This window comes from Geomicrobium halophilum (assembly GCF_014207655.1).
GTDB classification, from domain to species: domain Bacteria; phylum Bacillota; class Bacilli; order Bacillales; family Marinococcaceae; genus Geomicrobium; species Geomicrobium halophilum.
The window spans coordinates 1401465-1415105 of sequence record NZ_JACHHJ010000001.1 but is presented as its reverse complement, the minus strand read 5'-3'; the positions used below and the strand labels follow the sequence as shown (position 1 = coordinate 1415105).

16 protein-coding genes are annotated in these 13641 nt (G+C 43.1%); 12 read left to right on the top strand and 4 right to left on the bottom strand.

Going from position 1 to position 13641, the window contains the following annotated elements:
* The first annotated feature begins 23 nt into the window (after positions 1-23).
* From pdhA to lpdA, 4 genes are read left to right on the top strand one after another with little or no spacing between them, the layout of a single operon-like run.
* Positions 24-1064: a pyruvate dehydrogenase (acetyl-transferring) E1 component subunit alpha gene (gene pdhA / locus HNR44_RS06905; RefSeq protein ID WP_184403600.1), complete on the top strand. Its 1041-nt coding sequence runs from the start codon at positions 24-26 to the stop codon at positions 1062-1064.
* 2 nt (positions 1065-1066) lie between these two features.
* Positions 1067-2044 carry an alpha-ketoacid dehydrogenase subunit beta gene (locus HNR44_RS06900; protein WP_184403328.1) on the top strand — a complete coding sequence of 326 codons (978 nt, stop codon included), beginning with the start codon at positions 1067-1069 and terminating at the stop codon, positions 2042-2044.
* A 58-nt stretch (positions 2045-2102) separates the two neighbouring features.
* Positions 2103-3380 (top strand): 2-oxo acid dehydrogenase subunit E2, encoded by a 1278-nt coding sequence (locus HNR44_RS06895; protein WP_184403327.1) that lies wholly within the window; start codon positions 2103-2105, stop codon positions 3378-3380.
* Positions 3381-3383: 3 nt separating this feature from the next.
* A complete protein-coding gene (gene lpdA, locus HNR44_RS06890) occupies positions 3384-4793 on the top strand; it encodes a dihydrolipoyl dehydrogenase (protein ID WP_184403326.1) in 1410 nt (469 codons plus the stop codon).
* A gap of 47 nt (positions 4794-4840) precedes the next feature.
* On the opposite strand, the gene HNR44_RS06885 is transcribed toward lpdA, so the two are convergent.
* Entirely contained in the window at positions 4841-5236 is a 396-nt protein-coding gene (locus HNR44_RS06885) for a thioredoxin domain-containing protein (protein WP_184403325.1), read from the bottom strand.
* 246 nt (positions 5237-5482) lie between these two features.
* Here HNR44_RS06885 and HNR44_RS06880 point away from each other — a divergent pair, with 246 nt between their 5' ends.
* The 3 genes from HNR44_RS06880 (at position 5483) to HNR44_RS06870 (ending at position 6960) form a co-directional block, all read left to right on the top strand.
* Positions 5483-6355, top strand: a complete 873-nt coding sequence (locus HNR44_RS06880) for a polysaccharide deacetylase family protein (RefSeq protein WP_184403324.1) — start codon at positions 5483-5485, stop codon at positions 6353-6355.
* A 153-nt stretch (positions 6356-6508) separates the two neighbouring features.
* On the top strand, positions 6509-6628 hold the full coding sequence (locus HNR44_RS06875; protein WP_184403323.1) for a GapA-binding peptide SR1P: 120 nt from the start codon (positions 6509-6511) through the stop codon (positions 6626-6628).
* Between the two features lie 53 nt (positions 6629-6681).
* Positions 6682-6960, top strand: coding sequence for a UPF0223 family protein (locus tag HNR44_RS06870; RefSeq protein ID WP_184403322.1), 279 nt, complete (start codon positions 6682-6684; stop codon positions 6958-6960).
* Positions 6961-7001: 41 nt separating this feature from the next.
* Here the strand turns inward: HNR44_RS06870 and HNR44_RS06865 are convergent, their stop codons facing one another.
* Entirely contained in the window at positions 7002-7637 is a 636-nt protein-coding gene (locus tag HNR44_RS06865) for a YktB family protein (protein ID WP_184403321.1), read from the bottom strand.
* Between the two features lie 215 nt (positions 7638-7852).
* Between HNR44_RS06865 and HNR44_RS06860 the strand changes: the two genes are divergently transcribed.
* Both HNR44_RS06860 and HNR44_RS06855 read left to right on the top strand, forming a co-directional pair.
* Positions 7853-8044: a hypothetical protein gene (locus tag HNR44_RS06860; RefSeq protein WP_343069394.1), complete on the top strand. Its 192-nt coding sequence runs from the start codon at positions 7853-7855 to the stop codon at positions 8042-8044.
* A gap of 147 nt (positions 8045-8191) precedes the next feature.
* The gene (locus HNR44_RS06855; protein WP_184403320.1) at positions 8192-8983 is read left to right on the top strand and encodes an inositol monophosphatase family protein; all 792 of its coding nucleotides are present in this window, start codon (positions 8192-8194) and stop codon (positions 8981-8983) included.
* A 259-nt stretch (positions 8984-9242) separates the two neighbouring features.
* On the opposite strand, the gene HNR44_RS06850 is transcribed toward HNR44_RS06855, so the two are convergent.
* Positions 9243-9428 carry a DUF5325 family protein gene (locus HNR44_RS06850; RefSeq protein ID WP_184403319.1) on the bottom strand — a complete coding sequence of 62 codons (186 nt, stop codon included), beginning with the start codon at positions 9426-9428 and terminating at the stop codon, positions 9243-9245.
* Between the two features lie 260 nt (positions 9429-9688).
* Here HNR44_RS06850 and typA point away from each other — a divergent pair, with 260 nt between their 5' ends.
* Positions 9689-11530: a translational GTPase TypA gene (gene typA, locus HNR44_RS06845; RefSeq protein ID WP_184403318.1), complete on the top strand. Its 1842-nt coding sequence runs from the start codon at positions 9689-9691 to the stop codon at positions 11528-11530.
* 90 nt (positions 11531-11620) lie between these two features.
* Positions 11621-11878: a YlaH-like family protein gene (locus tag HNR44_RS06840; protein WP_184403598.1), complete on the top strand. Its 258-nt coding sequence runs from the start codon at positions 11621-11623 to the stop codon at positions 11876-11878.
* 43 nt (positions 11879-11921) lie between these two features.
* Here HNR44_RS06840 and HNR44_RS06835 read toward each other — a convergent pair whose 3' ends face one another.
* Positions 11922-12080 carry a YlaI family protein gene (locus HNR44_RS06835; protein WP_184403317.1) on the bottom strand — a complete coding sequence of 53 codons (159 nt, stop codon included), beginning with the start codon at positions 12078-12080 and terminating at the stop codon, positions 11922-11924.
* 191 nt (positions 12081-12271) lie between these two features.
* Between HNR44_RS06835 and HNR44_RS06830 the strand changes: the two genes are divergently transcribed.
* Positions 12272-13600 carry a PhoH family protein gene (locus HNR44_RS06830; RefSeq protein ID WP_184403316.1) on the top strand — a complete coding sequence of 443 codons (1329 nt, stop codon included), beginning with the start codon at positions 12272-12274 and terminating at the stop codon, positions 13598-13600.
* The last annotated feature ends 41 nt before the right edge of the window (positions 13601-13641 follow it).

Here is a 13641-nt window from a genome sequence, read left to right as displayed (position 1 = left end):
TTTTGGCTAAAGATAAGTTTGAAATGTTTCAAGTATTAGATGAGAATGGCAAGATCGTTAATAAGGACGAGATGCCAGATTTGTCTGATGACGAATTACAGGATTTAATGTACAGGATGGTCTATACAAGAATCCTTGACCAGCGTGCCGTTTCACTTGGGCGTCAAGGTCGTTTAGGTTTTTATGCTCCGGTCGCTGGGCAAGAAGCTTCAATGATCGGCTCTCATTATGCGCTGGACAAGGAAGACTGGATTGCACCGGGGTACCGCGATATTCCGCAATTGATTTGGCACGGATATCCTCTTTGGCAATCGTATTTGTTCTCCAAAGGTCACTTCAAAGGTGGGCAGATCCCTGAAGGCTTAAACGCACTCGTCCCTCAGATCATCATTGGTGCCCAGGTTGTTCAGACTGCTGGTGTGGCACTAGGTTTAAAAAAGAAAAAGAAAGATCAAATCGTAATCACGTATACCGGGGACGGCGGCGCCTCACAGGGTGACTTTTACGAAGGAATGAATTTTGCAGGAGCGTTTGAAGTGCCTGCCGTTTTCGTAGTACAAAACAATCAATACGCAATTTCGGTTCCTCAAGATAAACAAACAGCAGCAGATACCATTGCCCAAAAAGCTGTAGCTGCTGGGATTGAGGGGGTTCAAGTCGACGGTATGGATGCACTAGCGGTTTATGCAGCAACAAAAAAAGCTAGGAAAGATGCCCTCGACGGGAAGCCAACATTGATTGAAACGGTCTGCTATCGTTATGGACCTCACTCCTTATCTGGAGATGACCCTACTCGTTATCGTTCTTCAGAGGAAGACGGAGAATGGGAAAAACAGGATCCGTTAGTTCGTTTACGAACGTACCTAGAAGGAAAGGACCTCTGGTCAGAAGAGAAAGAAAACGAAATCGTTGAACAAGCTAAAGCGGATGTTAAAGCAGCAATGAAGGAGGCGGAAAATACGCCTCGCCAGAAAGTTAGTGATTTAATCGAAATTATGGGGAATGAACTCCCGAACAACCTCCAGGAACAACTGGAAGAGTATCGTGCGAAGGAGTCGAATTAATTATGGCAGAAATGACAATGATACAGGCGATAACAGATGCCATGCGCACGGAGTTAAGAAATGATGAAGATGTCCTTCTTTTCGGTGAAGATGTCGGCTATTATGGTGGTGTATTCCGGGCGACAGAAGGGTTGCAAAAAGAATTCGGTGAAGACCGGGTGTTTGATACACCATTGGCCGAATCAGGCATTGGTGGGCTAGCCATTGGATTAGGCGTAACTGGTTTTCGTCCGATTATGGAAATTCAGTTTGTCGGTTTCCTCTTTGAGGTTATGGATGGACTATCTGGACAAATGTCAAGAATGCATTATCGTACAGGCGGGCACTATAGCAGCCCTATTACTGTGCGTGCACCCTTTGGCGGTGGGGTGAAGACACCTGAATTACACCCTGATAGTTTAGAAGGTTTGATGGCTCAGACACCGGGGATCCGTGTGGTCATTCCATCAACTCCGTATGATGCCAAAGGTTTGCTTATTTCATCGATTCGCTCCAATGACCCTGTTTTTTATTTGGAACACATGAAGCTTTACCGCTCTTTAAAAGGTGAAGTACCTGAAGATGATTATACAATTGAGCTTGACAAAGCTGATGTGAAGCGTGAGGGTAGTGACATTACGTTTGTAGCTTATGGTGCAATGGTGCATTCTGCATTAAAAGCAGCTGATCAACTGGCTGAGGACGGTGTCGAGGCTGAGGTGATTGATTTACGCACCGTAAGTCCCATTGATATTGAAACGATTATCGAATCTGTGAAGAAAACGAATCGGGCTGTCGTCATTCAAGAAGCACAGCGTCAAGCTGGTGTAGCTGCTAGCATATCTGCAGAAATCAGCGAGCGGGCTATATTGCATTTGGAAGCTCCTGTAACTCGGGTGACTGCACCAGATACGGTCTACCCGTTTGCATCTGATGAGGATGTCTGGTTACCCGATGATGAAGATATCGTAACAAAAGCAAAAGAAACATTGGATTTCTAAACTTGATGTCCAAACATGATTATGTCGTAGCGGCATCACTATAAAGGAGGCCTTGTGAGTGGCTTTTAAATTTGAACTTCCAGATATCGGCGAAGGGATCCATGAAGGAGAAATCGTTCAATGGATGGTAAAAGAAGGAGACAATGTTGAAGAAGATGATGTGCTTTGTGAAGTGCAAAATGATAAAGCAGTCGTAGAAATTCCTTCTCCCGTTGACGGGAAGATCCTGGATCTCAAAGTCGAGGAGAACACGACAATTACAGTCGGCGATGTCATCGTTACTATTGATGATGGGAGTGGGGCCGAAGAAGATAGCGAAGATAAAGCTGAATCCTCTTCCGAGAAAAAAGATTCATCAGAAGATAAAGAGGCTTCTTCTTCACAAGAAAAAGACACTGGGAAAGAAAGTACGCAGGACCAAGAAGAACAAAAGCGAGTCATTGCTATGCCTTCGGTTCGCAAGTATGCCCGGGAGCAAGGTGTGAACATTAACGAAGTGACAGGGAGCGGCAAAAACGGCCGGATTCTAAGAGAAGACGTGGAGGCCTTCCTAAGCGGTGATGAAGCAGCGGACGAAGAGCCGGCCGAAGAAAAAGCGGCCACCCAAGCAGAAACTACAGCTTCAACTTCAGGCCCTGCCGAGGAACGCGTGCCGTTTAAAGGTATTCGCAAGGCGATCGCAGATGCCATGGTAAATAGTAAGCAAACAGCTCCACATGTCACGCATATGGACGAAGTTGATGTCAGTGCCCTTGTTGCTAACCGTAAGCGATTTAAACCAGTGGCAGCGGAAAAAGATATTAAGCTTACTTACTTGCCATACGTCGTTAAGGCGTACACGTCCGCTTTGCGAGAGTTTCCGGCAATGAATGCATCGATTGATGATGAGCAAGAAGAGATTGTCTACAAAAAACAGTTTAACGTTGGGATTGCAGCGGATACGGACCGTGGACTTGTCGTCCCCGTCGTTCCAGATGCAGATCGTAAGTCGATCTTTATGCTCGCATCTGAAATCAATGAGCTTGCCCAGAAGGCTAAAGACGGAAAATTAACCAGTTCAGAAATGCAAGGTGGAACAAGTACAATTTCAAACGTAGGTTCTGCCAATGGAGCGTTTTTCACGCCGGTTATTAACCATCCTGAAGTTGCTATTCTTGGGATCGGCCGTATTGAAGAAAAAGCAGTGGTTCACGATGGTGAGGTTGTCGTTCGACCGATGCTTGCGTTATCTTTAAGTTATGATCACCGTCTGATTGATGGTGTCACAGCACAACAAGCGCTTAATCACGTAAAACGATTGCTTAACGATCCAGAATTACTAATTATGGAGGGGTAAACCATGGTCGTAGGAGACTTAGCAGAAGAAGTCGATACCATTATCATAGGATCTGGTCCTGGGGGTTATGTAGCAGCTATACGTGCCGCTCAACTTGGGCAGTCCGTGACGGTTGTAGAAAAAGGAGATTTAGGAGGAGTTTGCCTTAACGTAGGTTGTATTCCATCAAAAGCTTTGATCGAAGCTGGACATAGCTATGAAAAAGCTCATGGTAATAACGACCTGGGAATCACTGCGGAAAACGTATCGGTAGACTTTTCCAAGGTACAGGAATGGAAAAGTGGTGTTGTGAAGAAGTTAACCGGCGGAGTTGAGGGCCTTCTTAAAGGGAATAAGGTGAATATTGTGGAAGGCGAAGCCTATTTCTCTGATAAAGATACAGTAAGGGTGTCCAGTGAGAATAATAGTGGTCAATCGTATAAGTTCAAGAATTGTATTATTGCCACAGGCTCTCGCCCCATTGAGCTTCCAAACCTTAAGTACAGCGAGCGCGTCATTGATTCCACAGGAGCATTGTCATTGGATGATATTCCAGAGAAACTCGTAGTCATTGGCGGAGGCTATATTGGCATTGAATTAGCTGGAGCCTATGCGAATCTGGGCAGTGAAGTCACCGTTCTTGAGGGTGAGAAGCGCATTCTGGGTGGTTTTGAAAAGCAAATGGCCCAACTCGTTCAGCGCCGTCTAAAAAATAAAGGTGTAACCTTCTATACACAGGCAATGGCAAACGGAGTGGAAGAAACCGAAAACGGAGTTACAGTTACTGCTGATGTTAAAGGAGAAGAACAAAAGATCGAGGCTGATTACGTTCTCGTCAGCGTTGGCCGTAAACCAAACACAGACGAGCTTGGTCTCGAACAAATTGGCGTAGAAATGGACGATCGCGGAATCATTCAGACCGATAAAGAGGCTCGTACAAGCGTTTCGAACGTGTTTGCAATCGGTGATATTACCGACGGACCGCCTTTAGCACATAAAGCTTCCTACGAAGGGAAGATTGCTGCTGAGGTTATTTCAGGGGAAGCTTCTGAAATTGATTACCTTGGCATCCCGCTTGTTGCCTTCTCAGAGCCGGAATTGGCATCTGTCGGTTATACGGAGGATGAAGCAAAAGAAGCAGGATTTAATGCAAAAGCTTCGAAGTTTCCATTTCAGGCAAACGGCCGTGCCCTCTCCTTAAATGACAGTGACGGATTCCTTAAACTTGTCACACGTGAGGATGATGGCCTTGTTATTGGGGCACAGGTAGCAGGACCGAACGCTTCTGATATGATTGCAGAAGTAGGCCTAGCGATTGAAGCTGGAATGACAGCAGAAGATGTGGCGATGACGATCCATGCCCATCCAACACTTGGGGAAGTCACGATGGAAGCAGCAGAAGTTGCTCTAGGTACTCCCATTCATGTGAAATAATAAAAAAGTTACGCCGATGAGTACCGGCGTAACTTTTTTGTACTTAACTATAGTGCAAAGTGTTCGTGAAGGAACGATAAAATGTCTTCCGAAGTTTTCTGGCCTTGAACATATGTTGGAGACTGCTCATTTGAAAACAGGATCAAGGTTGGAAATTCATCAATGTTGTAGTCATCAACCAAAGGTGAATTTTCATTTTCACGGATAATATCTACTTCTGTATCCTCTTTTTGTTCATGTTTAAACGTAAGGAGGGCATTGTAGTAATGCCGCTCGATTTCTGTGTTGTTTTCATCGGTAAATAATAATATACGTGCCTCTTCAGATGGGTGAGGTTTAGCATCTAGACTTTCATCTATATTGTTAGTATTGCTGCAGGCTAATAAAGTGCTTATCATAACAATTATCGTAGCAGTTAGAGCATGCTTTGGATTTTGCATCATATCCCCTGCTCCTTTTCACCTTGATATGCTTATGATAGCACGAGGGATTTTTCAAACGTCGGATCTTAAATGAACTGTAATGGAAAAGAAAAAGCGGTGATACAGTTTTAAAAAGGATAAAATAAGAAAGGTGCCGCTTATAGCGTGTACCTTTATTTTACGGTCAATGTATTGAATTAGGTGACGAGAAGTGTAAAATTAGAGAAGAAAGAATTATTATATTTTTATGATTAATGGGGGAAGGGTATGGGGAAATGTAAAGGATTACTATTTGTTTTCAGTACAGTTTTTACACTGTTACTCGCCTCATGTCAACAGATTGCCGAGGACGTTAATACGAATGATGGACAAAGTTTGGAAGCAGAAGAAGACGTTAAAAGCGGTTCTCATGAAGATGGAGGAGATGCAGATGGGGAGGATCCAGATCCTGCTGCTGGTACAAGTGATGAGGAAGAAAAGGTAGAAGGAGAACCGACACCGTCCTATACTCTTAATGAAAATAACTGGTCTTTAGAGCCCATTGATGATTCACCTGAAGAAGCAGTGTTGATTACGATCGATGATACTCCGGATGAATATGGTCCTGAAATGGCCGAGACGCTTCATGATCTTGGGGTTACTGCCATTTTTTTCGTAAATCATCATTTCATCAATGATGAGAAAGGCGAAGAGCAACTGCTGGAAATCATGGATTATGGACATGAAATCGGCAATCATACAATGAGCCACCCAAATTTACAGGAGATCTCCAAAAAAGAAGTCGAAGAAGAAATCGTTCTTTTAAATGATGAAGTAGAACGGATAACAGGTGAACGTCCGACATTTTTCCGTGCTCCGCATGGCGCGAATACAAAAAGAAGTTGGGAAGTGTTGGAGGATGAAGGTATGCTAGGGATGAATTGGACGTATGGCTTTGATTGGGAAGAAGAATATACGGATGCGGAAGCTCTGGCTGAAGTGATGGTGGAAACTGAATATTTAGGAAATGGTGCTAACATTCTTATGCATGATCGTGAATGGACGAATAAGGCTCTCAAAGATATTATTGAAGGACTCGTGGACGAGGGGTATGAGTTCATAGAACCTTCAGAAATTAAATTAGAAAAAGTTAGTGAATAAAGAACCGTGCACTACAGTGATGGTGCACGGTTCTTTTCTATAAAACAGTGATCCACCATAAATATGACATACAAATTAGCATTGACATTTTAATTATGATGACATATTATTATAGTAACAAATCATTAAACGCTTTCATAAGGGGTGCGAGAAATGACTGTAATTATTTGTTCAGGATGTGACCGCACGATTGAGCATTATAAGGCAGAGAAGATGGCAACATTGTATGGAAGCTGTGCGGAATGCCGGAAAAAACGCTTACAGAAATTGTAAACCTATCTACGGATAGGTTTTTTTTGGTATAATCAGACTGGAGGTTTTTTATTATGAAAGATCATGTATCGCTCCCCTTTTCCATGGATTGGACAAAAGAGGAAATTGTTAAGGTTGTTAACTTTTTCACACAAGTAGATGATGCTTATGACAAGGGGACTAGAGCTGGGACAATTTTAAAGGCATACGAAGAGTTTAAAGAAGTAGTACCAGCAAAAAACGAGGAAAAAACATATTTTCGAGATTATGAGCGGCAGACGAATCAGTCGTGTTGGCAGACGGTTCAGCAGGCGCGAAAAGTCAATGAGGATGAGCTCGTACGTAGGCCGTAAAGAGAAGCACAGGCTTCCGCAAGAATGGAAGCCTGTGTTTTTTATGGGCTCGGAATTTGTATCGTTTGTTCATAAAAGGGATGTACTTTTTTAAAAGTCTGCATGATCGTTGAGAGTAATTGATTTCCATCATTTAGGAGGGGATCATTTTTGCCAATCTGTTGTCCAATGAGAAATTCACCCTTTTTAACATCACGGAAACGGATGAGACTTTTATGGAGGTCTTCACTCTTCATTTCTCCCAGTTTTTGTGCATTTTTTTGGGTATGGTCTAAAGAAAGAGCGAAATGACTTGGAAGTTGTTCCAGTTGCTCTTGTTTTTCCAACAATACTTGCGCGATTTCTTTTTTATTAGGAAGTTCATATATATATGCAAGCCAAATAAAGAGATGGTCATCAAATAACCCAACCTGAAAATGTGGGTGTTTTTTATACCCCCGGTGATTATGGGCTAAGGCAAGCCATGTATCATTCGGTGGATTTGTTTTACGACGGGCGTGTTTGGCGATGTGTAAAAACATTTCTTCTCCTGTTAAGTCACTTAGTTGGTCTGCCAATGCATCTCCGATTGTTTTGAATTTCGGCTGGATTCGTTCACGAATGGCTTCCATCCGCGGTTCAAGCCCCTCAATATGAAAAGTATCAAAATCATGTCTTGTAAAACTGGGGAGGTTCATTTTTGCAAAACTCCTTTATTCGCAAGATAAGCTTTATTTCATCATAATGCTTGAAAGTCAAGGAAGCAAACCGAACGTTTTCGCGTAAAAATTTTTAAGAAGCATTTACACGGACATTTGAAATTTGTCACGCATATGATATAATAACCGAAATCAGAATAATGAATCATGTCATCGCTTTTTGGTCAAAGGCTTTAATAAAAAGAGGGGTGTGTATGATGGAACAAGTAATTCAGGCGCTTAAGAGGAATGACGCTGAACAACGGATCCCGGTCGTACGTTTGGAAATTGATTATGAACTTGTCACGCTCCATGATGCAATGAATGGCAATGATCATGATGGTATGATAGAAACAAAAAAACGTTTAAAATTATTAAGACAAGAACTCATTCGATTAGAAGCGTAATTCATATGTTGAAAAGCGAGCCCTGAGGCTCGCTTTTTGTGGCTTGACATGTGAAAATGAAAAGGGGTAGGCTTCCAATCATATCAATAAATATGAGATACTGACATTACAGATGGATTCAATCATCGAGAAACGGAGGGTCCTCCCTTGGATTGGACAGCATTAAAGGATCAAGCTATTGCTTTTATATCTGAAGCAGCACATCGGCTTTATGACCCTGCACTTCGTAACCTGGATATTGATACGAAAGAAGATGCAGATGATCTTGTAACCGCCAATGATTTTGCAGTTCAGCATTTTTTGAGCGATAAAATCAAACAAGCCTATCCTTCACACTTTGTCATTGGTGAAGAAGGGGAGCAATATAAGAACATACCTGATCATACGATTACGTGGATCATTGATCCGATCGATGGGACAACGAATTATGTGCATCAGTACATGAATTTTGCCATCTCCATTGGCATTTATTATAAAGGAGAAGGGAAAGTCGGAATCATTTATGATGTAATGGCTGACGAAATGTTTACGGCCGTCAAAGGCGAAGGGGCATATCTTAATGGTAAAAAGCTCTACCCCCGAAAGAGTATAGATTTTTCACGGGCGATTATTGGTTTTAACGCCCGCTGGCTTGTTGGGAGTGCAGGTCCAAAGACGAAAGAAGTTTTTGCTGGAATGGTCAGGGATGTACGGGCCACCAGATCTTATGGTTCTGCTTCTTTGGAACTTGCCTATGTTGCGGCCGGGCGTCTGGATGCATATGTGAGTATGCGGCTTGCCCCCTGGGATTACGCGGCAGCTGCTATTATGATTTCTGAAGCAGGAGGCGAATGTACGCCTCTATTTGATGGCGATGAGTTATTTACAGAATCATGTTCCGTACTAGCCGGAGAAAAGCACGTGCATGAGGAAATGTTCGCAAGGTGCAACGGACAGTAAATTTATTACCATGCAAAAGAACAGCACTTCTTTAAGAAGGCTGTTCTTTGGAGTGTCAGGTACGAAAGTATAGAAACACTGACATTTACCATTGTCTAGCGCAAGGAACCATCCCTTCTACTTCTCGGCAGCCATAAACCGGGTTCCGCTGCCAGGGACGGTTTAGTGTCGGGCAGTCACAAGACGCCAGGTCTGCTACGCCCAGTTGTGTTTGTACCACCGAAAAGGGAGGTTAAGCGGTCATCTTGCACTTATTGTGTTAATCGTTATCAGTTACGAGTTTCTTTTTACGGTATATGGCGGCGCCTCTAAAGGAAAGGATGAGAACGACCGTAGCAATAATAGCAATCAGAAAGCTCCGTTCTGCTACAGCAATACCGTAGGATGCAATTGCAACTGTGGCAAGAAAGGCAAGGGACAGTAAAGTCCAGTCTACGTTTCGCATTGGTTCACCTGCTTTTTCATTTCATTACATCAAGTGTAAAACAAAAACACTAGTGATTCAATCTGGAGAAGTAGGTTGGATTGTGATAAAATAGAAAAGTTGAACGCACTCGTATATACTAGGTGCTGTCCAAAAAGTATGGGAACATTGGGAAACTCACTCTTTTTGAAAAGGAGTATACCATCGGCTTTCACTTCTAGCTCATACATATGGAGCTAGCCCTCTTTTTGAATACGCACGATTAAGGAGAGAAAATCAAAGTGGACATTCGCAACGATTTGCGCAATATCGCGATAATTGCACATGTTGATCACGGGAAAACAACGCTCGTGGATGAAATGTTAAAACAATCAGGTACATTTGCAGCTCACGAGCAGGAGCAAGTGGCAGAACGTGCAATGGATACAAATGATTTAGAGAAAGAACGCGGGATTACGATTTTAGCGAAGAACACGTCTTTACTATATAAAGATAAACGAATTAATATTCTTGATACACCAGGACACGCAGATTTTGGGGGTGAAGTAGAGCGGATTCTACAGATGGTAGACGGCGTACTTCTTGTGGTAGATGCTTATGAAGGCTGTATGCCGCAGACCCGGTTTGTGTTAAAAAAAGCGCTTGAACAAGAACTAACGCCGGTAGTTGTTTTAAACAAAATTGATCGTGAAAATGCAAGGCCAGAGGAAGTTGTGGATGAAGTGCTCGACCTTTTTATAGAACTCGGTGCTTCGGAAGACCAAATCGATTTTCCGGTTTTATACACTTCAGCCATTCAAGGAACGGCCCAAAGGCCAGAAGATGATGAAAATCAGGGTATGGACGTGCTTTTTGACTCAATTGTAGAAAACGTTCCTGCCCCTAAAGATAATAGCGATGAGCCGCTCCAGTTCCAGGTTACAATGTTAGAGTATAATGATTTTCTAGGCAGGATTGGGGTCGGACGTGTTTTCCGAGGTAAGGTTGCCCACGGAGACAGGGCGGTGCTTGTCACTAGGGATGGAAAAGAACGCGAATTTCGCATCAGCAAAATGTTTGGATTTCATGGCCTTGAGAAGCAGGAGATCAAGGAAGCGGCCGCCGGAGATATTATAGCGATTGCTGGTGTAGATGATATTAACGTAGGAGAAACCATTTGCCCTGCAGATCATATTGAAGCTTTGCCCGCACTTCGTATCGATGAACCCACATTGCAAATGACCTTTTTAGCCAATAATAGTCCCTTTTCCGGTCGGGACGGCGATCATGTAACAAGTCGAAAAATAGAAGAGCGTTTAATGCGGCAGTTAGAGACGGATGTAAGCCTAAAAGTGGAGGAAACCGACTCCCCAGATGCCTGGACGGTTTCCGGACGCGGTGAATTGCATTTGTCGATTCTCATTGAGAACATGCGTCGTGAGGGGTATGAGTTGCAAGTTTCAAAACCTGAAGTGATTGTAAAAGAGATCGATGGTACTAAACACGAGCCGTTTGAACGTGTGCAAATCGACATTCCTGAAGAATATACGGGCCCAATTATGGAAGGGCTCGGTGAACGCAAGGGTGAAATGCTTAATATGGAACAACAAGGCGAGGGGCAGACACGTCTTGATTTCCTTATCCCAGCACGGGGGCTCGTTGGGTATTCGACGGAATTTATGGCCCAAACAAAAGGATATGGAATCATTAATCACTCTTTTGATTCGTTCCAGCCCTTGATAAAAGAACAAATTGCCGGCCGCCGGGAAGGGGTGCTTGTAGCCAACGAAAAAGGGCAAGCGACTCCCTATAGCATGTCACAGTTGGAAGACCGCGGAATGATGTTTGTAGAGCCGGGCACAGAGGTTTACGAAGGGATGATCGTCGGAGAACACAGCCGAGAAAATGATCTGTCTGTTAACATCACAAAAGAAAAGGCAGCGAACAACATTCGTTCAGCTACAAAAGAACAAACAGTAACGTTAAAACGCCCGCGCATTCTTACATTGGAAGAAGCACTTCAGTACTTGAACGAAGATGAATACTGTGAGCTTACACCGAAGACGATTCGCCTTCGGAAGAAGACGTTGAGCACTTCCATGCGTGAGCGCGAACAAAAACGCAAGAAGAAGATCTCAACATAGTAGGAGGTAGAAGGCGCTGTGCAGGAAGAAGGGCAGCTTACACTGGATGATTTTTCATGGGTTGCAGCACTGTTTAATATCCATGAAGATATGACGCTTGGTTTTTGGTTATTATACGCAGCGGTTGTGGTTTTAAGTATCATGGTTTTTAATCTCGGCTTTGCGAGAAAATTGCCATTGCTGAAAAACGTGGTTGTATATGCAGCACTCTTGCTCGGTTGTTTCGTATTAACCTTTTTCGCCATATTTATGCCTGTCGTCGAGTCGCTTTTGGCAGTTGCGGTGGTGCTTAGTATTTACCGAGTCCGATTAAAACTGCATAAAAGAAATGAAGCCAAAAAGGCTTAAATAGAAAAGGCTGATGTACACCACGGTGCACATCAGCCTTTTTCTATTTTTTCTCTAGACGCTTATTCGCTTTGGCTGAAATACGGTTATAACATTCGGGGCAGGTATACGTATGAATGGGGCGATTTCGTAATCGCTTTGCAAGCGGGTCATCATCGGCAATGGTATCGATGCGATCGCATAATACGCATTTTGCTCTCATACTCTCACCTTCTCACTCTTCATCTCTCTTCTCATTATAACATGAATGAAAAAGTGTACATATCATGCGGATCTCTTGAATTCACCCAAAAAGACTTGTCAACTTTAAGCAAGGATGTGCATAAACCAAAGTAAGAGGCGATTATCTATTGTCTCCGGTCGTCGTGATTCGTGAAACCGGGAGGTAGCGAATTGAAAAAAATCTATATCCTTGATACGAATGTCCTTCTACAAGATCCTCGTGCAATTTTTTCATTTGAGGAGCATGATGTTGTCATTCCAGCTATTGTATTGCAAGAATTGGATACCAAAAAAAGGAATATGAATGAAATTGGACGAAATGCTCGTGAAGTTGCACGGCTTCTTGATCATTTAAGGGATCGAAGTCCGTTGCATCAAGGGGTTCCCCTTGATAATGGCGGGTATCTACGTGTTGAGTTGAACCATCTTTCGTATGAAAGGTTAAAAGAGAAACTGCCTGAAATTACGAATGATAACCGTATTATTGCATTGGCCTTAAATCTGAAAGCAGAAATCAGAGAAGAAAACCTTACAGATCAAGTCATTCTTGTAAGTAAAGACGCTCTCGTGCGGATTAAAGCAGAAGCAATGGGGCTGAAGGCAGAAGATTTTCTAAACGATCGAGTGCTCGTGGATAATGATCTTTATAAAGGTTTTATAACCGTTCACGTTGATTCTGAAGTGATTGAACGTTTTTATCAAAACCAAGAAATTTCCGTTTCTGAGTTACCCTGTCCCTCGCTCAACCCTCATGCTTTTGTCATCCTAAAAAACAAATTGCAGCCCTCTGCTTCCGGATTGGGGCGGATAGACGACAAAGGTAAGGTGTTAAAGCCGGTCATTCATGACCGAGATCGTGTTTGGGGGATTAAGCCGAGAAATGTGCAGCAAAAGATGGCCTTGGATATATTACTTGATCAACGCTTGGCACTTGTTACACTTACAGGAAAAGCAGGAACAGGAAAAACGTTGCTATCAATGGCAGCGGGCTTATTGCAAACCGAAGATCTGAATATTTATAAAAAATTGTTGATCGCCCGTCCCATTGTACCGATGGGAAAGGATATCGGGTATTTGCCCGGGGAAAAAGAAGAAAAGCTCCGCCCGTGGATGCAGCCAATCTTTGATAACCTAGAATTTCTTTTTAACACAAATAAACCCGAAGAACTTGAAAATATTTTAGCAGGATTAGGTTCCATTCAAGTAGAGGCTCTCACCTATATTCGTGGCCGTAGTTTACCAGGGCAGTTGATTATTATTGATGAGGCGCAAAACTTAACGAAACATGAGATCAAAACGATTTTAACAAGAGTTGGCGACAAAAGTAAGATTGTATTGGTAGGAGATCCAGAACAAATTGATCATCCATATTTGGATGCATATAATAATGGTCTGGCGTATGCGGTGGAACGGTTCAAGGAGCAATCCGTGAGCGGGCATGTTTCCTTGCTAAAAGGGGAGCGATCGAATCTCGCCCAATTAGCAGCCGACCTTCTCTGACGACCTGCCTTAAAGAGGTTGTTTAGAAAGCCCGGGAAAAC